This window comes from uncultured Marivita sp. (genome assembly GCF_947488135.1).
Classification (GTDB): Bacteria; Pseudomonadota; Alphaproteobacteria; order Rhodobacterales; family Rhodobacteraceae; genus Marivita.
In genome coordinates, this window is record NZ_CANKYW010000001.1 from 642,110 (window position 1) to 660,422 (window position 18,313).

At 62.1% G+C, this 18,313-nt stretch carries 21 protein-coding genes; 8 read left to right on the forward strand and 13 right to left on the reverse strand.

Going from position 1 to position 18,313, the window contains the following annotated elements; all coding sequences use genetic code 11:
• Positions 1–4: 4 nt before the first annotated feature.
• From Q1B16_RS03220 to Q1B16_RS03250, 7 genes are all read right to left on the reverse strand, one after another.
• Positions 5–643, reverse strand: a complete 639-nt coding sequence (locus Q1B16_RS03220) for a glutathione S-transferase (protein WP_299784772.1) — start codon at positions 641–643, stop codon at positions 5–7.
• A 310-nt stretch (positions 644–953) separates the two neighbouring features.
• The gene (locus Q1B16_RS03225) at positions 954–2,093 is read right to left on the reverse strand and encodes an acyl-CoA dehydrogenase family protein (protein WP_299784773.1); all 1,140 of its coding nucleotides are present in this window, start codon (positions 2,091–2,093) and stop codon (positions 954–956) included.
• A gap of 20 nt (positions 2,094–2,113) precedes the next feature.
• Entirely contained in the window at positions 2,114–2,326 is a 213-nt protein-coding gene (locus Q1B16_RS03230; RefSeq protein ID WP_299784774.1) for a hypothetical protein, read from the reverse strand.
• A 15-nt stretch (positions 2,327–2,341) separates the two neighbouring features.
• Positions 2,342–4,123, reverse strand: a complete 1,782-nt coding sequence (locus Q1B16_RS03235; RefSeq protein WP_299784775.1) for an acyl-CoA dehydrogenase C-terminal domain-containing protein — start codon at positions 4,121–4,123, stop codon at positions 2,342–2,344.
• A 27-nt stretch (positions 4,124–4,150) separates the two neighbouring features.
• Positions 4,151–4,555, reverse strand: coding sequence for a MerR family DNA-binding transcriptional regulator (locus tag Q1B16_RS03240; RefSeq protein ID WP_299784776.1), 405 nt, complete (start codon positions 4,553–4,555; stop codon positions 4,151–4,153).
• A 257-nt stretch (positions 4,556–4,812) separates the two neighbouring features.
• A complete protein-coding gene (locus Q1B16_RS03245) occupies positions 4,813–5,184 on the reverse strand; it encodes a MerR family DNA-binding transcriptional regulator (RefSeq protein ID WP_299784777.1) in 372 nt (123 codons plus the stop codon).
• Between the two features lie 62 nt (positions 5,185–5,246).
• Positions 5,247–5,759 carry a YetF domain-containing protein gene (locus Q1B16_RS03250; RefSeq protein ID WP_299784778.1) on the reverse strand — a complete coding sequence of 171 codons (513 nt, stop codon included), beginning with the start codon at positions 5,757–5,759 and terminating at the stop codon, positions 5,247–5,249.
• Positions 5,760–5,899: 140 nt separating this feature from the next.
• Here Q1B16_RS03250 and Q1B16_RS03255 point away from each other — a divergent pair, with 140 nt between their 5' ends.
• The 7 genes from Q1B16_RS03255 to Q1B16_RS03285 all read left to right on the forward strand — a co-directional run bounded on the left by Q1B16_RS03255 (position 5,900) and on the right by Q1B16_RS03285 (position 11,713).
• Positions 5,900–6,322: a PaaI family thioesterase gene (locus Q1B16_RS03255; RefSeq protein ID WP_299784779.1), complete on the forward strand. Its 423-nt coding sequence runs from the start codon at positions 5,900–5,902 to the stop codon at positions 6,320–6,322.
• Position 6,323: 1 nt separating this feature from the next.
• Positions 6,324–6,830 carry a PaaI family thioesterase gene (locus Q1B16_RS03260; protein ID WP_299784780.1) on the forward strand — a complete coding sequence of 169 codons (507 nt, stop codon included), beginning with the start codon at positions 6,324–6,326 and terminating at the stop codon, positions 6,828–6,830.
• Between the two features lie 4 nt (positions 6,831–6,834).
• On the forward strand, positions 6,835–8,157 hold the full coding sequence (locus Q1B16_RS03265) for an MATE family efflux transporter (RefSeq protein ID WP_299784782.1): 1,323 nt from the start codon (positions 6,835–6,837) through the stop codon (positions 8,155–8,157).
• A gap of 200 nt (positions 8,158–8,357) precedes the next feature.
• Positions 8,358–9,578 carry a tryptophan synthase subunit beta gene (gene trpB, locus Q1B16_RS03270; protein ID WP_299784783.1) on the forward strand — a complete coding sequence of 407 codons (1,221 nt, stop codon included), beginning with the start codon at positions 8,358–8,360 and terminating at the stop codon, positions 9,576–9,578.
• Positions 9,579–9,817: 239 nt separating this feature from the next.
• Complete coding sequence (locus Q1B16_RS03275) at positions 9,818–10,633, forward strand: hypothetical protein (RefSeq protein WP_299784784.1); 816 nt, start codon at positions 9,818–9,820, stop codon at positions 10,631–10,633.
• A gap of 63 nt (positions 10,634–10,696) precedes the next feature.
• On the forward strand, positions 10,697–11,149 hold the full coding sequence (locus Q1B16_RS03280) for a hypothetical protein (RefSeq protein WP_299784786.1): 453 nt from the start codon (positions 10,697–10,699) through the stop codon (positions 11,147–11,149).
• A 90-nt stretch (positions 11,150–11,239) separates the two neighbouring features.
• A complete protein-coding gene (locus tag Q1B16_RS03285; protein WP_299784787.1) occupies positions 11,240–11,713 on the forward strand; it encodes a helix-turn-helix transcriptional regulator in 474 nt (157 codons plus the stop codon).
• A gap of 5 nt (positions 11,714–11,718) precedes the next feature.
• Here Q1B16_RS03285 and Q1B16_RS03290 read toward each other — a convergent pair whose 3' ends face one another.
• The 6 genes from Q1B16_RS03290 to Q1B16_RS03315 form a co-directional block, all read right to left on the reverse strand.
• Positions 11,719–12,093, reverse strand: coding sequence for a DUF2237 domain-containing protein (locus Q1B16_RS03290; RefSeq protein WP_299784788.1), 375 nt, complete (start codon positions 12,091–12,093; stop codon positions 11,719–11,721).
• Between the two features lie 37 nt (positions 12,094–12,130).
• A complete protein-coding gene (locus Q1B16_RS03295) occupies positions 12,131–13,168 on the reverse strand; it encodes a DUF2332 family protein (protein ID WP_299784789.1) in 1,038 nt (345 codons plus the stop codon).
• Positions 13,165–13,854, reverse strand: coding sequence for an aminoacyl-tRNA hydrolase (gene pth, locus Q1B16_RS03300; RefSeq protein ID WP_299784790.1), 690 nt, complete (start codon positions 13,852–13,854; stop codon positions 13,165–13,167). The genes Q1B16_RS03295 and pth overlap by 4 nt, the downstream gene beginning before the upstream one ends.
• A 76-nt stretch (positions 13,855–13,930) precedes the next feature.
• Positions 13,931–15,187 (reverse strand): chromate efflux transporter, encoded by a 1,257-nt coding sequence (gene chrA, locus Q1B16_RS03305; RefSeq protein ID WP_299784791.1) that lies wholly within the window; start codon positions 15,185–15,187, stop codon positions 13,931–13,933.
• A complete protein-coding gene (locus tag Q1B16_RS03310) occupies positions 15,184–16,002 on the reverse strand; it encodes a sulfurtransferase/chromate resistance protein (RefSeq protein WP_299784793.1) in 819 nt (272 codons plus the stop codon). The genes chrA and Q1B16_RS03310 overlap by 4 nt, the downstream gene beginning before the upstream one ends.
• 198 nt (positions 16,003–16,200) lie before the next feature.
• Positions 16,201–16,851, reverse strand: a complete 651-nt coding sequence (locus Q1B16_RS03315; RefSeq protein ID WP_299784794.1) for a 50S ribosomal protein L25/general stress protein Ctc — start codon at positions 16,849–16,851, stop codon at positions 16,201–16,203.
• A 176-nt stretch (positions 16,852–17,027) separates the two neighbouring features.
• Here Q1B16_RS03315 and Q1B16_RS03320 point away from each other — a divergent pair, with 176 nt between their 5' ends.
• On the forward strand, positions 17,028–18,185 hold the full coding sequence (locus Q1B16_RS03320; protein WP_366140129.1) for an MFS transporter: 1,158 nt from the start codon (positions 17,028–17,030) through the stop codon (positions 18,183–18,185).
• Positions 18,186–18,313 lie beyond the last annotated feature (128 nt).

The following is an 18,313-nucleotide window of genomic DNA, read 5'->3' on the forward strand; positions in this document are numbered from 1 at the left end:
CGTTTCAGGCCCGATCCGCAGGGGATCCGGGCATCAAATCGTAGGGGTGTTTCCAGCCGGGTGTCGCTTCGATCTTGGACAGCCAGCGGTCGATATTGGGCCACTCCGCCCGGTCGAAACCGAACGGCTCGGGATAGAAGAGGTATCCGCAGCAGGAAATGTCGGCGTTGGTGATCCCGCCACCGACGATCCACTCACGGCCTTCGAGGTGAGAGTTGAGCACCTGGTAGGCGGCTTTCAACCGCCCCTGCATGAAAGAGATCACCTCGGCGGGTCGCTTGTCCTCGGGCAGGAAGTTCATGAGGAACCGGGTCATGCCGGCCTGGCTCGACAGTTTGTGGTTGTCCCAAAACACCCATCGCATCACCTCGCGCGCCTCTTCGGGTGTGGCACCGCCGAACTGGCCGGATTTCTCGGAGACATACATCTGGATCACACCAGATTGCGTCAGCCGTATATCGCCATCCACCAGAACCGGCACCTCGCCCATCGGATTGATCTTCGTGCGATAATCTTCGCCGCGCGTTTCGCCATTGAAGAAATCGACCTTCACAGGCTCCCAGTCGAGCCCGCTGAGCTCCAGCGCCAATGCGGCCTTGTAGGAATTGCCGGATTCGCCGAAGCAATAAAGTTGGATGGTCATCTGATCTGTTCCTCGACTGTCGGAGTGTGCCGGATGGTTCGGGATGCCTCCGGCGGGAGTTTATTTGGCAAGATGAAGCTGAAAGCGGTTCTCTCTTCAGGCTTCATTAAGGTTAACCGACCCATACTGCACGTGCATGGCAGGCTGGAGAGCTGAGCCATGTGCAAGGTGAAGCCCCGCCGACAGTGCCTGACACCGCGTGGTAAAGAGGCCGACCGGCGGGGTGGAGCTTGCCTTGCTCCTTCATCTTGCGGGATAAACTCCCGCCGGAGGCTTCCCGCATGTGCCGTATGCGCAAACGCAGGGCGCATCAAAGCGCCCTCGCAATCAAATCTTTCATGATCTCGTTGGTGCCGCCGTAAATCCGCTGCACGCGCGCGTCTGCCCACATCTCGGCCACGGCGTATTCCTGCATGTAGCCATAGCCGCCATGCAACTGGACACATTCGTCCAGCACCTCGCCTTGCGTATCGGACAGCCAGTATTTCGCCATCGCGGCCTTTTTGACCGACAATTCGCCGCGCAGGTGTTCGACCATACACGCATCCAGAAACGCGCGCGCGACGGTGGTCTTGGTCTGGCATTCCGCCAGCTTGAAACGGGTGTTCTGGAACTGAGTGAGCGGGCCGCCGAAGGCTTCGCGCTCCTTGCAATAGGCGATGGTGCGCGCGACCGCGCCCTCCATCGCACCGACCGCGCCACAACCGATGATGAGCCGTTCCTGCGGCAGCTGTTTCATCATCTGGTAGAAGCCCTGGCCTTCCTCGCCGCCCAGCAGGTTCTCCGGCGCGATCTCGACATTGTCGAAGAACAGCTCCGACGTATCCGCCGCGTGGCAACCGACTTTCTCCAGATTGCGACCGCGCTGGAAGCCGTCCGCGCCGTCGGTTTCCACGACGACCAAAGACGTTCCTTTTGATCCGAGCGACGGGTCGGTCTTGGCCGCCACGATGATCAGGTTGGCGTGCTGTCCATTGGTGATGAACGTCTTTTGCCCCGACAGGCGATAGGCGTTGCCGTCCTTCACCGCGCGGGTCTTGATGCCCTGCACGTCCGACCCGCCCGAGGGTTCGGTCATCGCCAGCGCACCGACCAGTTCGCCCGTGACCATCTTGGGCAACCAGCGCTTTTTCTGCTCTTCGGTGCCGTAGGCTAGGATGTAATGCGCAACGATGCCGGAATGGATGCCGTGGCCCCAGCTTGCCAGGTTGGCGCGGCCCGCTTCCATCAGGATCACCGCTTCGTGGCCGAAATCCCCGCCGGCGCCGCCGTATTCCTCGGGCACTGACGGGCAGAGCAGACCCAATTCACCGGCCTGTTGCCACGTCTCGCGGTCCATCTGACCCTGCTTGCGCCATTTGTCATACAAAGGCTGCCATTCGGTCTCGATGAATTTTGCGGTCATCTCGGCGAGCATTTCGTGCTCGTCGGTCATCCAACTTGATCGCATGGCTCCCCCCAAGTCGCGGCTTATCGTTTTCTTGCGTCTAATTCGGCGTTGAACAGCCTAAGCCTATGGCCCAGCGCCTCGCTCTCGGTGACGCTGTCGAAATTCTCGAAGAGGAAGGACAGCGCCTCTCCTTCGTCCAGACCCGCCTCCGCGGCGAAGGACCGAAGGCGGCGGTAGCCATCCTCGGTCATCGCTGCCGGAAAGCGGCGGGTCAGGCGAAAGCGTTTCGGCATCTGTCCTCCCGGACGTTAGAAGTTGGCCGCCTCCAGCGCCATCACGGGCTCGGCACCGGTTTCGATGCGCGCGAGGTGCATCTTGGTGGCGGGCAATTGACGTGCCATGTAGTAGCGCCCGGTGGCCAGCTTTGTCTCGTAGAACGCCACGTCGGACGCACCGTCCTTCAAAGCCTTCGAGGCCGCAAGCCCCATGCGCGCCCACATGTAGCCAAGGCAGACATGACCAAACATGTGCATGAAGTCGTACGACCCGGCCAGCGCGTTGTTCGGGTTCTTGACGCCGTTCTGCATGAAGTACATGGCCGCTGCCTGCAAATCCTTCGACGCCGCTTTCAGAGGTTCGAGGAAATCGCGGTCGAATGCCTCGTCCTGGCCTTTGTTTTCCGACGCGAAGGTCTTGATCATGTCGAAGAACGCCATGACATGCTTGCCGCCATCCTGCGCCAGTTTGCGGCCCACGAGGTCGAGCGCCTGAATGCCGTTGGCACCTTCGTAGATCATGGCGATCCGGGCGTCGCGGGCAAACTGGGACATGCCCCATTCCTCAATATAGCCGTGCCCGCCATAGACCTGCTGGGCGTTGACGGCCATCTCGAAGCCCTTGTCGGTCTGGAAGCCCTTGATGATCGGGGTCAGCAGGGAAATCAGGCCGTCGGCATCCTTGTCGGAATTCTTGTGCGCCCGGTCGATGAGATACGCGCCCCAATAGGTAAAGGCCCGCGCGCCTTCGGTGAAGGATTTCTGATCCATCAGGTTGCGGCGGATATCGGGGTGCACGATGATCGGGTCGGCCGATTTCTCGGGTGCCTTGGCACCGGTCACGTCGCGGCCTTGAAGCCGGTCATTCGCATAGGCGACGGCGTTCTGATAGGCCACCTCGGCCTGTGCGTAGCCCTGAAGGCCCACGCCAAGTCGCGCTTCGTTCATCATCGTGAACATGGCGCGCATGCCCTTGTGTGCCTCGCCGACCAGATAGCCCGTCGCCTCGTCGTAGTTCATGACGCAGGTGGCGTTGCCGTGGATGCCCATCTTCTCTTCGAGCTTGCCGCAGGTCACGCCGTTGCGGTCGCCCAGAGAGCCATCTTCCTTGACGAGGAACTTCGGCACGATGAAGAGCGACACGCCTTTGATGCCCTCGGGACCGTCGGGGATCTTGGCCAGCACGAGGTGGATGATGTTCTCGGCCATGTCGTGGTCGCCGGCGGAGATGAAGATTTTCTGGCCGGTGATCTTGTAGCTGCCATCCTCCTGCGGCACCGCCTTGGTGCGCATCAGACCCAGATCCGTGCCGCAATGCGGTTCGGTCAGGTTCATCGTGCCGGTCCACTCGCAGGTCGTCATCTTCGGCAGATAGGTCTGCTTCTGCTCATCCGAGCCGTGGAAATAGATCGCCGAATAGGCCCCGTGCGTCAGGCCCTGATACATGTTGAAGGCCATATTGGCCGACACAAACGGTTCCTGGGCCGCGGTATGCATCAGGTAGGGCAGGCCCTGACCGCCATATTCCGGATCGCAGTCAAGCGCGGTCCAACCGCCTTCCTTCATCTGCTCGAAGGCTTCCTTGAAGCCGGTCGGCGTGCGCACGACACCGTTTTCCAGCACGCAGCCTTCGGTATCGCCAACGGAGTTCAACGGCATCAGCACTTCGGAGGCCAGCTTGCCGGCTTCCTCGATCACCGCGCCGGTGAAATCGCGGTCAAGCTCGTCGTAACCGGGGATGTCCTGCTCGGAGGCGTTCAGAACGTCGTGCAGGATGAACTGCATGTCTTTCAGAGGTGCGATATAGCTTGGCATGGCGGGTCTCCCTAACTGCGAAACGGCTTATTCAGCCGCCTTTTTCGATTGATCCATCGACGCGAGCATTTTCTCGCCCCAACGCATCTGTTCCTTGAGTTCGTCAATCGCCTGGGTAAGCTCGTCGCGCTGCGCTTCCATGTCGGACAGGCGCTGCTTGGCGATCTCGTAGGTCTTTGCGATCTGTGTCTGCTGCTGGTCGCCCATGTGATAGAGGTCCAGAAGCTGACGGATTTCTTCGAGGCTGAAGCCGAAGCGCTTGCCGCGCAGAATCAGCTTGAGGCGCGCGCGGTCGCGCTTCGTGAACAGCCGTTTCTGGCCTTCGCGGATCGGGAACAGCAGTTCCTTGGCTTCGTAGAACCGCAAGGTGCGCGGCGTCACGTCGAACGCGTCGCACATCTCCCTGATCGTCATGATACGGTCGTCGGTCATTTCATCATCCCTTTTCGATGCCGTCATGACACCGAAATGCGAAGGCTGGACCCTTCTTACAATGGGAATTTACGTTGACGTAACTCAGACGCCACGTCACTTTTTCGTTGACGTAAGATCAGGCAACGTCAGCCGCGCGGGAGGGAAACATTCTTTCGGAGCGATGTGAGGCGGTTGATCTTGAATGGCCGGAAAAAGTGGATCTCAAGGTGAGATCGTGTCCTCGACTCGGGCTCCGGCGTCCTTCACCGGCCTGTTCATCCGTCGAGGGTCGCCGCCGTCTTGTCGCGCAGCGTTTTCAGCTCGGTGATCGCTTCGTCCAGTTGCTTGCGCTGTTCATCGAGTTCGTCAAGCTGCCGGTCCGCCAACTCGATCCACGCCCGCATCTGCGCATCGGTGCCTTCCTGTTCGTAGATCAAAAGCCACTGGCGGATGTCTTCGAGCTGAAACCCGAACTTCCGACCGCGCAGGATGAGTGTCATCCGCGCGACTTCCTTTGGCCCGTACCAACGGGACCGACCGTCGCGCTCTGGTTGAAGAAGCTCGATATACTCGTAATACCGGAGTGTGCGCGGCGTCACCTCGAACTTTGCACACATCTCTTTGAAGCTGAGTTTTTTCTCGCCCATGAAATTGACTCCTCACCCTGAGGCAAACCATAGATTCAGAGGTCCGGATCGGCAATAGAGCCTCAGACCGCGTGCTTGACGCCGTCGAGCAGGTCGTCGGACAACGCCTTGCCGTGCAGGACGGAGATATCACCCGTGGTCTCAAGCACCACCGCGCGTACATCGTCGAAACGCAGCACATTCGCCTCGCGCAGTTTCGCCAGCAGATCGCCCCGGGTGACGCGCGTCGCAGTCAGCGCGTCCTCGTCGATCTGGCCGTCCCGCATCAGCAGAACCGGCTCGTTCTCGATGGCCTCGCTCCCGGCGCTCGCGCTTTGGCGGATTTTCTGGAACACCACTTGCGCGCCCATCAACCCGGAAATCGCGACACTCGCCTGAAGAAAGCCGGATGTCGATGCGGCCTGTCCGGCCCCGGCAAGCAGCGAGCCGATGGCGACGGTGACGACGAAATCGAACGATGTCATCTTGGAAAAGGACCGCAACCCGACCCAGCGCACCATCGCAATGACCCAGAACAAGCCGAGCGCCGAGAGCGTCGCACCCCGGATCACGGACAGTAAAAGATCATCGGGCATGGCTGGTTTCCTGTCGCTCGTGAAAAGGGGGTCGCACAGGGTCAACCCCACGCTCTGGCCATGGTTCCTTTTCCCGGGCGCGTCCTCTGGCCCTTGGCGCGTGACAGGCGTATGGCTAGGGCAACGACCAAGGAAGAGCCATGAGCGCTGACAAGTCCAATATCGCCCGCCAGTTCATCGAATTGATTCCTCATTCCAAGGCGCTGGGGATGCAGATTGTCTCGATCGGTGACGGATTGGCCGAGATCATGATGCCCTACGACGAACGGTTCATCGGGGATCCCAAGACCCGGGTCATTCACGGCGGAGCGGTTTCGGCGCTGATGGACACCTGCGGCGGCGCGGCGGTGATGTGCCACCCGGACGCGCCTGCGGGCACGGCGACCATTGACCTGCGGATCGACTACATGCGCGCTGCAACGCCCGGTCAGGCGATCACCGCGCGGGCCGAGGTCTACCACATCACACGCTCTGTCGCCTTTGTGCGGGCCACCGCCTGCGATGACGATACCGACCGTCCCGTCGCCACCGCGACCGGCGCCTTCACCGTGGAGGGCCGCTGAGATGCCGCGCAAAGCCCCCGAACCCGTCCAGATCGTCAAGCAACGCCGGGATGCCGCGCTCAATGCGCTGGTCAGTGGCGTGCCCTATATCACCTTCATGGGGATCAGCTTCGACCGCCGTGGCGACGAGGTGACAGGCGTTCTGTCCTTCGACGACAAACTGATCGGCAACCCGATGCTGCCCGCGATTCACGGCGGTGTGACCGCGGCCTTCCTCGAAGTGACCGCGGTGATCTCGCTGAGCTGGGCCTATATCTGGGAAGACTTTGAAAGCGGCGCTTTGGACGTCGAAAAAATGGCGGCCGGGGATTTGCCGCGCCTGCCGAAGACCATCGACTTCACCGTCGATTACCTGCGCTCGGGCCTGCCGCGCGACGCCTACGCGCGGGCGACCATCACGCGCGCCGGGCGGCGCTACGCCTCGGTTCAGGCCGAAGCCTGGCAGGACAACCGGGATCGTCCCTTCGCCCAAGCGACGGCGCATTTCCTGATGCCGAGGCCCGATTAAAGCGGTGACTGACGCAACGCTTGCGCCGCGCGAGGTGACGCACGCGCGCGTTCTGAAAATCGCATTTCCCATCGTGCTGTCCAATGTCACGATCCCGATCCTCGGAGCGGTCGATACCGGTGTCGTGGGGCAAATGGGCGAAGCCGCCCCGATCGGCGCGGTGGGGCTGGGCGCGATCGTGCTTTCGGCAGTTTACTGGATATTCGGTTTCCTGCGCATGGGCACAACCGGGCTTGCCGCGCAGGCGCAGGGACAGGGCAACCGTGCCGAGGTTGCAGCGATCCTGACGCGCGTCCTGATGATTGGCTTCGTCGCGGGCGGCGCGATCATCCTGGTGCAAACCCCGCTAATCTGGGCCGCGTTCCGGCTGGCACCGGCGAGTGACGAGGTGGAAACGCTCGCCAGTGGCTACATGGCGATCCGCATCTGGTCCGCGCCCGCAGCCATCGCGATCTTCGGCATCACCGGCTGGCTCATCGCCCAGGAACGCACCCGCGGGGTCCTCGTGCTCCAACTCTGGATGAACGGGGTCAATGTCGCGCTGAACTTTCTCTTCGTGCTCGGCTTTGGATGGGGCGTCAACGGCGTCGCCTTTGCCACCTTCCTCGCCGAATGGAGCGGGCTGGCGATGGGGCTCTACCTGTGCCGCGCCGCGTTCCGGGTGCCGGACTGGCGCAACTGGGCGCGGGTGTTCGAACGCGCCAGGCTGGTGCGCATGGCGCAGGTTAATTCGGACATTTTGATCCGGTCCTTGCTTCTGCAAATGATCTTCTTGTCCTTCATGTTCCTCGGCGCCGATTTCGGCGACGTGACGCTGGCGGCAAACCAGGTCCTGCTGCAATTCCTCTACATCACCGCCTACGCGCTCGACGGTTTTGCCTTTTCCGCCGAAGCGCTGGTGGGGCAGGCGGTCGGCGCGCGGGCGGTACCGACGCTCCGCCGCGCTGCAATTGTGTCAAGCGCTTGGGGGCTTGGGTCGGCGCTCGTTCTGGCGTTTGGTTTCTGGCTCTTCGGAAACGACATCGTTGCCGTCATGGCCAAGAACATCGAGGTGCAAGAGGCGGCAGCGGCCTACCTGCCGTGGATGGTCTGCGCGCCCGTTCTTGCGCTGGCGTCGTTCATGTTCGATGGCATCTTCATCGGTGCCACCCGCACCGCCGACATGCGCAACATGATGGCGCTGTCGGCGGTAATTTATGCTGCGGCCGTTCTGGTGCTGGTGCCGGTCTACGGCAATCACGGGCTTTGGATGGCGCTGCTGGTCTCGTTCGCGGCGCGGGGGGCGACACTGGCAGCGCGCTATCCGGCGCTGGAACGGGCGGTCTAGCGCGTTAATCGAGCATGAACCGTGTCGTGTCAGGACTCACGCCATAACACGGCTTCCCGATCACCTGACCCCCGAGATTTGGCTGACCCAGATGTTGTCCACGACCGAGGCGCGGTGTCCAAGCGCCTTCGAAGGCGCTTGCCCTTGCTCATCGCGCATCGCACCGCTACCTGTGTCCCGACCGACAAGAGAGGCGCGCAATGAACGATCTTTTCAACAGCTTCATGAAAGGCCCCGACGAAAAGGGCCGCTTTGGCATCTTTGGCGGACGCTTCGTGTCCGAGACGCTCATGCCGTTGATCCTCGAACTCGAGGAACAATACGAACGCGCCAAGACCGATGAAAGCTTCTGGTCCGAGATGGATTTCCTCTGGAAGCACTACGTTGGCCGCCCGTCGCCGCTGTACCACGCCGAACGCCTGACCGAGCGTCTGGGCGGCGCCAAGGTCTACATGAAGCGCGACGAGCTGAACCACACCGGCGCACACAAGATCAACAACGTGCTTGGCCAGATCATCCTGGCCCGCCGCATGGGAAAAACCCGCATCATCGCGGAAACCGGTGCCGGGCAGCACGGTGTCGCCACAGCCACCGTCTGCGCCAAGTTCGGCCTGAAATGCGTGGTCTACATGGGCGCGCATGATGTCGAGCGTCAGCAGCCCAACGTGTTCCGCATGAAACTGCTCGGGGCCGAGGTGATCCCGGTGACCTCGGGTCGCGGAACGCTGAAGGACGCGATGAATGACGCGCTGCGCGACTGGGTGACGAATGTGCGCGATACGTTCTACTGCATCGGCACTGTCGCGGGCCCGCACCCGTACCCGGCGATGGTGCGCGATTTTCAGGCGATCATCGGCAAGGAAGCGAAAGAGCAGATGCACGAGGCCGAGGGCCGTCTGCCGGACACGATCATCGCCGCCATCGGTGGCGGCTCGAACGCGATGGGCCTGTTCTACCCGTTCCTCGACGACAAGGAGGTCAACATCATCGGCGTCGAAGCAGGCGGCAAGGGCGTGAACGAGAAGATGGAGCATTGCGCCTCTCTCACCGGCGGACGCCCCGGCGTCCTGCATGGCAACCGCACCTACCTGTTGCAGGACGAGGACGGCCAGATCCTCGAAGGGTTCAGCATTTCCGCAGGCCTCGACTATCCCGGTATCGGACCCGAACACGCTTGGCTGCACGACATCGGCCGTGCGCAATACGTGTCGATCACCGACAAGGAGGCGCTCGAGGCGTTCCAGCTGTGTTGCGAGATGGAGGGCATCATCCCCGCACTGGAGCCATCACACGCGTTGGCGCATGTGATGAAGATCGCGCCCGATCTGCCGAAGGATCACATCATCTGCATGAACATGTGCGGACGGGGTGACAAGGACATCTTCACCGTCGCCAAACACCTTGGCTTCGACATGGGCTAAACCCCTGCACCATAAACTTCCGGTCTAAACAGGCCCTCAGACCCCTCGTGCCCCAGGCCCGAGGGGTTTTCTTTGACCGCAAACGATCAAGGGTCCCAATAAACCAAGGTTTAGGCGCATGTAGTCGTGGTTTATAGACCTAGGCTTAAACCGCTGGCAAATGTCCCTTTCACATTCTGGCGGTCAGTCTTCCGAGTGTCTGTAGACAGCAGGCGCATGGGACTCGAAAGGACATTTCAGTGAAAAAGACAGCGATAACGGCCGTATTCGCCACGCTCACCAGCAGCATGGTGTTCGCGCAATCTGCGACCGATCAGATCATCAACGATCTGACCGGACAGGGCTTCCAACGCATCGAGATAGACAATGGCATCGGCCAGATCAAGGTCGAGGCGATCCGTGGCACGCAAAAGCTCGAAGTCATTTACGACCGCGCCTCCGGCAACATCCTCAAGCAGGAAGTCGAACGGGTGCGCGCGGGGGAAGATACCAGTCCCGGTGTCGAGATCCGCAACCGCGACCGCGACTTTGTGGATGCCGACAGCGTGTCCGATGGCAGCCGCATAACATCATCGAACAGCCCCGCCAGCACCGGGAGCCTGTCCACGGACCAGATTGTGAGCGATCTTCAGGCGCAGGGGTTCACCCGGATCGAGATAAAGAACGGCCTTACCCAGACCAAGGTCGAGGCGATCCGTGGCACCGAAAAAGTCGAAACGGTCTTTGATCGCGCCACCGGTGACGTGATTGAGCGAGAGGTTGAACGGGTCGATAGCGACGACGACACCCGCCCCGGTGTCGAAGTGCAGACCCGTGACCGCGACTTTGCTGACGGCGATCGATCCGACGACGACGATGACGACCGCAGCGGCCGGGGCGAAGATGACGATGACGACAACCGCGATGGTCGTGATCGCAACGATGATCGTGATCAGGACGATGATTCCCGCGATGACGACGATCAGGATGACGACCGCGATGATGATCGTGATGACCGGGACGATGATCACGAAGACGACAGTGATGACGATGACGACGATGATGACGACGATTGAAGCGTCTGATAGCTGAAGATTCGAGGCTCCCGTTTTCCGGCGGGAGCCTCTTGGAGGTAGGGAATGAAACGAAGACAGCTCTTGGCAGGTCTCCTGGCCGGCGTCGCCTTGCCGGGCTCCGTTCTCGCACAGACGGCCGAGGACCAGGTGGTCGATCAGCTCAAGCGTCAGGGCTATCGCAGGATCAGCATTGCGCGGACGCTATTGGGTCGCTCGCGGATAGTCGCGACCGGGCCGCGCGGGCGTCGTGAGATCATTCTCAACCCATCCACCGGCGCGATCCTCAGGGATTACGTGGACCGTTCCGTCGATGACGACCGCGATGACAGCAGCGATGATGATGACGATCGCGACAATGATCGCGATGACGATGATGATCGTGACGATGATGATCGTAGCGACAACAGCGGACGCGGGAGCGCAAATAGCGGCCGCGACGACGATGATGATAATGACGACGACGATGACGACAGTGGCGGCGGTGACGATGACGACGACGACGATGATGACGACTGAGCAGGCAGCGACCGGAGCTTTGATGGACCGGTGAAGGTTTGGGCTGTTCTGTTTCCACTACTTGCGTTGCAGCTTTGCAGCGGCCTTTTCTTGTTGTGGGACATCTTGGGCAGCGTTCTTGGTATCAATTCGTCGCCAATAGCATGGGTCTATTACGAACTTGCGCAGATCGGCGCGGTGATCGGCCTGATCCTCGGCGTGGTGGTTAGCGCGACTTTATTGCTGCGTTCGATCCGCAAACAGCGCGCGGCAGAAGAAAGCCTGCGCCTGGCTTCGGGCGCGTTCATGGACGTGTTGCATGAACGCTTTGCCGAATGGGAACTGACACCTGCGGAAAAAGACGTGGCTCTGTTTTCAATCAAGGGGCTCAGCACGGCCGACATCGCGTCGTTGCGCAACACGTCCGAAGGCACGGTCAAGGCGCAGACCAACGCGATCTACCGAAAGGCGGGTGTATCGGGCAGACCGCAACTGCTCAGCCTGTTCATTGACGAATTGATGAGCGACCCCATCGGTGAGGTGGCGCCGAAAGCCGGGCCAGAGGTGATCGAAAAGGCCTCGTGACCCAATCAGGCGTCGACCTTATGTTCCTCCAGCACACGCATCGGCACGATATCCAAAGCCCGTTTGTGCGTTGCGGCCAGATTGACCTTGGGCGCGCAACCTTCGTCATGGGCTTGCAAAAACCGTGACGCGCAGAGGCACCAGTGATCGCCGGGCTTCAGCCCCGGAAACCGGAATTGCGGAACGGGCGTGCTCAGATCGTTGCCCACGTATTTCGAATAGGCAAGGAACTCTGCCGTCATCACGGCGCAGACGGTGTGGCTGCCCTGATCGGCGGCGCAGGTGTTGCAGTGGCCGTCGCGGAAAAAGCCGGTCATCGGGTCGGTCGAGCATCCCTCCAACGGGCCGCCCAATACGTTGATCGCGTCTTCTGGTTCCATCGAGGGCCTCCTGTTCATGGGGTGGTCATATCAAAACCTAGGCGCGTTCGTATTCCCAATCCACCCAGCGGCCATGAAAATCTGCACGCCCCAGTTGGATCAGGTGATCCCCGGGCCAAAGCCGTGCCGTGACCGACGCCCCGCGTGTTGCCGCATCGGCCTCCATGCGCAGCCATGCGAGCGGGCGGTCCGGCGTGGCGCGCGCGCCCGCAGCTGCGATCAGCGCCTCACCCTTGGCCCGTTGCGACGGTGGGAAATATTGCCAGGCAATGGTGTGGAAGATCAGGTGCATCCGGCCCTCGGGCTGCTCGGTCAAACGCTGTTCCAGCCAGTCCACGGCGTCGTTTCGATCAACGGTCGCGGTGTTCACCCTGATCGCGGCATCGGTCAACGCCCGACGATGCGCCTGATCCGGCCAGAGATAGGCGCGCAGGCGCAACGCGTGATCGGGGTCATGCGGGTCGAGCGGGTTGAGATCGACGCCCCGGCGGTCGGTCACGGTAAACGACGCGTTGAAGGGTTCGGGACCGGCCCAATCGGGCGTCAGCGTCAGCGCTGCGTCCTTCGGCCCGAGCCGTGTCGCGCCCGCAACCAATGCAAATTGGTCGAACATCAGGTTCAGTCCGGCGCTTGCGCCAAGTTCGGAAAGCTGCACGTTGGCGATCCCCGTCCGATCCACCAGCGCATGTGTTCCGGCGATCAGCACCGCCGCGCGTCGCACCTCGTTGGTTTGCGGGGGCGATGTGATCCAGTCGAGCAGGAACGCCTCATGCACGTTAAGCGCCTTGGCAAGCGCGGTTTTCAAGGCGGTGTCGGACACGCTGTGCGGCGGGTAGGCGGCGATCAGGTCCGCGTCGCGCCCCGTCAGCACCAGCGCGTGCAGGCCCGAAGCCAGACGCAGCGGCAGGGAATGACCCTTGGGACCGATGTCGCCCTCGAACCTCGCCACCGCCGCGTCGAGCTTTGAATTCGCGGGCCAGACCTCGGCCAAAAGCGGCAACATGCGCGCCATGAAGGGCGATCCCAGCGCCGCGCAATGTTCGGCCTGATCCTCCAGCGCCGAGGACAGGCTCATCGAAAGCGGTCCACCAGCTTTTGCAGCGGGTTGCGGGTGTCCGCTTCCGGCTTGGCGTCCGAGACGGGTTTCTGCGCTTCTGTTTTCTCGCTTTTGTCAGGCGTTTTCGACGACCGGGGCGGTGCCACGCGCAGGGCGACGGCATTCATGAATTTCCCCGTATCGCCATCCGCCAGATGCGGCGCGCCATCCGCGATGCCGCGCAGCAGATCATCGAGCCACGCCTCATCGGCCTTGGCGAAGTCATGCAGCACATAGCCCGAGACCTTATCCTTGTGGCCCGGATGTCCGATCCCAAGCCGCACACGCCCGTAGGCGTCGCCGATATGCCCGTGGATCGACCGCAACCCGTTATGCCCGGCATGGCCGCCCCCCTGTTTGACGCGGCATTTGCCCGGGGCGAGGTCCAACTCGTCGTGGAACACGGTCACGTCGCCGGGCTCCAGCTTGTAGAACTGCATCGCCGCCTGCACCGATTGGCCGGACCGGTTCATGAAGGTGCCCGGCTTGAGAAGCAGCACCTTCTCGGACCCAAGGCGGCCCTCGGTCACGTCTCCCTGGAACTTGGATTTCCAAGGGCCAAAGCCGTGATCCGCCGCGATCTGGTCGATCGCCATGAAGCCGATATTGTGGCGGTGTTTCGCATAGGTTCCGCCCGGATTTCCAAGACCCACAAAGAGTTTCATCGCTGCCTGTGCCTCCATGCGCAAAGCGGTTGTCCCTCTCTAGGCGAAAGTGGCGACAAGGGCAAAACCCGCATGATCAGATCTGCGCCAAAGCAAGCGCAGCCGAAGCAGAGATCGCCAGCACCCAACCGATGGCCAGATGCAACCGAAGCAGCAGAACCGCCGACAGGGCGATCAGCGTCAGCGCCGAAAGGTTGAGCGTTGCCACATCCGGCACCCAGAGGCGGAGCAGCCCGGTCCGCACATCCGTCACCGTTCCGAAGACGACGTGCAACGCGAACCAGAGCGACAGGTTCAGGATCACTCCGACCACCGCCGCCGTGATCGCGCGGAGCGCGCCGTTCAGACGCGGCTGAGCGGATATCCAGTCGATGTAGGGAGCGCCCACGAAGATCCAGAGAAAGCACGGCACGAATGTGACCCAGAGCGTCATCATCCCCCCAGCGACGGCAAGTGCGTATCCACCATCGCGAAAGGCCGCGAGCGTTCCGACAAATTGCGTGACCAGGATCAGTGGGCCTGGCGTGGTCTCGGCCAGTCCAAGCCCGTCCATCATCTCGGTCGGGGTCAGCCATCCGTACTGCACCACCACGTCCTGTGCCATGTAGGCCAGAACGGCATAGGCCCCGCCGAACGTGACCACGGCCAGCTTGGAAAAGAACAACCCGAGTTCCGTCAGGATCGTGCCGCCGAACAGCACGTCCACGGCAAGCACCGGAAGGCCCCAGAGAGCCAGACCGATGAGCAGCGTAATCATGCTGCGACCGATCGATACCGCGATGGGCGACGGTGCGGTGTCGTCCCCGGTCGTCGCGGCCACTGCGCCATATGCGCCTGCGGCAAGCACGATCACGGGAAATGGCACGGCGAAAAAGAAGATGGCGGCAAAGGCCAAGCCCGCCAGCGCCCAATGGGCCGCACCATGAAGCGCGCGTTTGGACATTTTCAATAGCGCCTCGACCACGATCACCACGGCAACCGCCTGCACGCCGAGAAAGAGCATGCTGACCACGGGCAGGTCGCCATAGGTCACATAAAGAAGCGCCAACGCAAAGATCACGGCAGCGCCCGGCAGAACGAAGAGAAGCCCCGCGATCAGGCCACCGATCACGCCATGGAGCCGCCAGCCCGAATAGGTGGCCAGCTGCATGGCTTCGGGTCCTGGAAGCAACATGCAGAAGCTCAGTGCATTGAGGAACTCGCGTTCGCTCAGCCACGCCCGTTCGTCCACCAGCATCCGGTGCATGAGCGCGATCTGCGCCGCCGGTCCGCCGAAGGACAAGAGACCGATTTTCAGAAAGACCTGAAAGAGGTCGCGTAACGAAACCGTCACGAAAGACCTCCGGGCACCGGCCAGTCGTGACTCTCTGTGGTCGCATCCCGCGCCCAGCGGTAGAACGCATCGTAAAGGACCAGGCCCGCCTCGAGCTGGTCAAGGTCGTCGCGATACATGCGCGACAAGCCCAGCGACGCCGCCAGCAAGCCCGCCGCCTCGGGGGCGAGGTCATGCCGGTTGGTGTCCGCACCTCGGACGATGCTGGCCAGACGGTCCAGCGCCTCTGTCCTGATGCCGAATTCGTCGAGCATCGTATCGAAGGTGCAGCTGTCGCCGCGATGGCTCCAGAAGACATCTTCGATATCGAACGGCGTCGCGTCGAAATTCTCGGCCACGTTCAGAACCTGTCTTGGGTCGACGAAGAGAAACCGCGCCCGCGGGTCGATGAACCTTCGGATGAGCCAGGGACAGGCGATCCTGTCGATCTTGGGCCGGTGCCGGGTCACCCAAAGGGTGCAACCGGACGCATCGGGATCGGGCAGCTTTTGCGCGGTGACAAGTGGCAGAGCAAGATCCCGCCAGGCGAAGTGCCCGCCTAGCAGGGTTTCCGCCGCGTTCCCCGAGGCCCGGAGCATCGCCGCCGCGCCCTGGCTGATCTTGAACCCCTTTTGGCAGTAGACCACCACGGCGTTGCCCGAGAGTTCCGGCACCAGCGTTTCGATGTCGCGAAACGCGTGCCGCCGCGCACCTGGGATCAGGCGTGGGTCATCGGTAAAATCCTCGTCGATCCGCACGTCGATCAGGATCGGCGCGTTCGGGGTTCCGATCAGGCGTGCGAGTTGTGCAGGGGTGATTTCCGTTGGTGAGGCCATGGCGACATCCTTCCCGTGATACAGGTTTTCAGGATGCGGGTCTTGGGCTGACGCCTCACGAGGCGTCCGCGGCCCCATGTAACATGGGTGCCAGACGACAGGTTCAGGTGTCAAGCGATACGGTCGCGCCATGCCGGACCATCAAACGAAAACGGCCCCGCCGTTGGGCGGGGCCGCTGAATCTCGCGTCGCGAAGATTTACTCTTCGGTCTGCTCTGTTGCCGGAACTTCATCCGCTTCCGGTTCATCGGCTTCGTCTTCATCGTCAGCGGCGCGCAGGCCGGACGGTGCCGAGATGTTGGCGATCACGAAGTCACGGTCGATGGTCGGCTTGGAGCCTTCCGGCAGCGTGATGTCCGAGATGGTCACGGTGTCGCCGATCTCCAGACCGGTCAGATCGACGGTCAGCTTCTCGGGAATGTCACCCGCCGTCACGACCAGTTCGACTTCCGGACGGATCGCCGTCAGAACGCCACCCTTCTTGAGACCAGGGGCCGCTTCCTCGTTGATGAACTCAACGGGGATGAAGAGGTTGATCTTGGTCGTGCGGCGCAGGCGCAGGAAATCGACATGTGTCGGCAGGTCCTTGACCACGTCGCGCTGCACGTCGCGGCAGATCACGCGGACGTCGTCGTGACCGTCAACCTTGAGGTTGAACAGCGTCGACTTGAAACGGCCCTTCTTCAGGCGCGCCAGCAGGACGTTGAAAGGAAGGTTGATCGGCAGCGGGTCTTTGTCGCCACCAAATACAATGCCCGGAACCATGCCGTCGCGGCGTGCCTGACGAGCGGCGCCCTTGCCTGTCCCCGTCCGTTCCAGAGCTTCGAGATCAGGAATCTCTCCAGCCATGATATATCTCCAAATTGTAAGGGCAGGGTGCCTCCAAGGCTGTCACCCCGCATGAAGCCCGCGCGATAGACCGGATTGTTCGGACTGACAAGAGACTTCGCAGCGAAAACCGTCGGAAATCTGTCGAATGTGGACTGGACCCTGTGCATGTGGCGTGGCAATCGCAGGCCATGAGCATGTTGCGCGATCTTTACGTCAGCCGGGGACCGGCTGCGGGCTTTGCGGCGGTGGGGGCCTTCTGGGGCAGTTTCGCGGCACTCGTGCCCGTGCTCAAGCCACAGGTCGGCCTGTCGGACGGCGCCTTCGGGCTTGCCCTGCTGATCACCTCGGTTGGTGCGGTGATGGCGATGTGGCTGGCCCCACTGGCCGAACGCGCCCTGGGCGCGCGGGCGCTGGGCGTGCTGACCGCGCTTGTCGCCTTGGCGACCCTGCTGCCCGGCCACACCATGACCGGCGTGACCTTCACGCTGGCGATGCTGGGCGTCACCATGACCTCCGGCACGCTCGACGTGGCGATGAACGCGCGGGTCAGCGCGCTCGAGGCGCGGGTGAAACGCAGCCTGATGAACCTCAATCACGCGGTCTTTTCCGTCTCTTATGCGGCCTGCGCCCTGTGCACCGGTCTGGCCCGCGAAGCCGGAATCGGCCCGGCGACCATCCTCACCGTGGCAGGTCTGTTCATCGCCCTACTGGCACTTCAGGCCTTTGCCGCGCCGGTGCCCGACGCCGACCACGAGGCCGAGGGTGTCGAAGGCGCGCCGTTGGCCTGGAGCCTCTTGTTGCCGGGCGGCGCGATCATTCTCATCGCGTTCATGTCGGAGCAGGCGACCGAGGGTTGGTCGGCGCTGCATCTGGAGCGCAATCTCGGTGCCGGGGCGGCGCAAGGTTCGCTGGGTCCGGCGCTTTTGGGGATCACCATGGCGGTCGGCAGGCTTGCCGGGCAGGTCGTCGCCAACCGCGTCTCCGAGCGCCGGGTCATCCGCTGGGCCGCGATCACCGCCGGCATCGGCGCCTGCATCGCGGCGCTGGCACCGACATTGGCCGTGGCCTATGCCGGGTTCTCGATCCTTGGTCTGGGCGTGTCGGTGGTGGCGCCCATGGCCTACGCCTGGATCGGGCGCATGGTGCCCAACCGCTACCGCAGCCACGCGATCTCGCGCATCTCTGTGGTGGGCTATGCCGGTTTCTTCATCGGCCCGCCGCTGATGGGCTTTTTGTCCGAAGGTTTTGGCCTCTGGGCGTCTTTTGTGATGATCGGAGGAATTCTGTTCATCGTACCGCTCGTGCTCGTTCCGATGCTCTCGCGCCGCTCGGCATTGGGCATCACCGGATGATCTGGCGAAACGTAGGTCCACAGCATGTAAGCGGCGCGCGAATGCGTCATTTCGTTTAACGGAACACGGTGTTCATGGTGAAGCGGCTGGTGTCAGCTCAAGTCACCAGCTTACTACATTGTAACAGC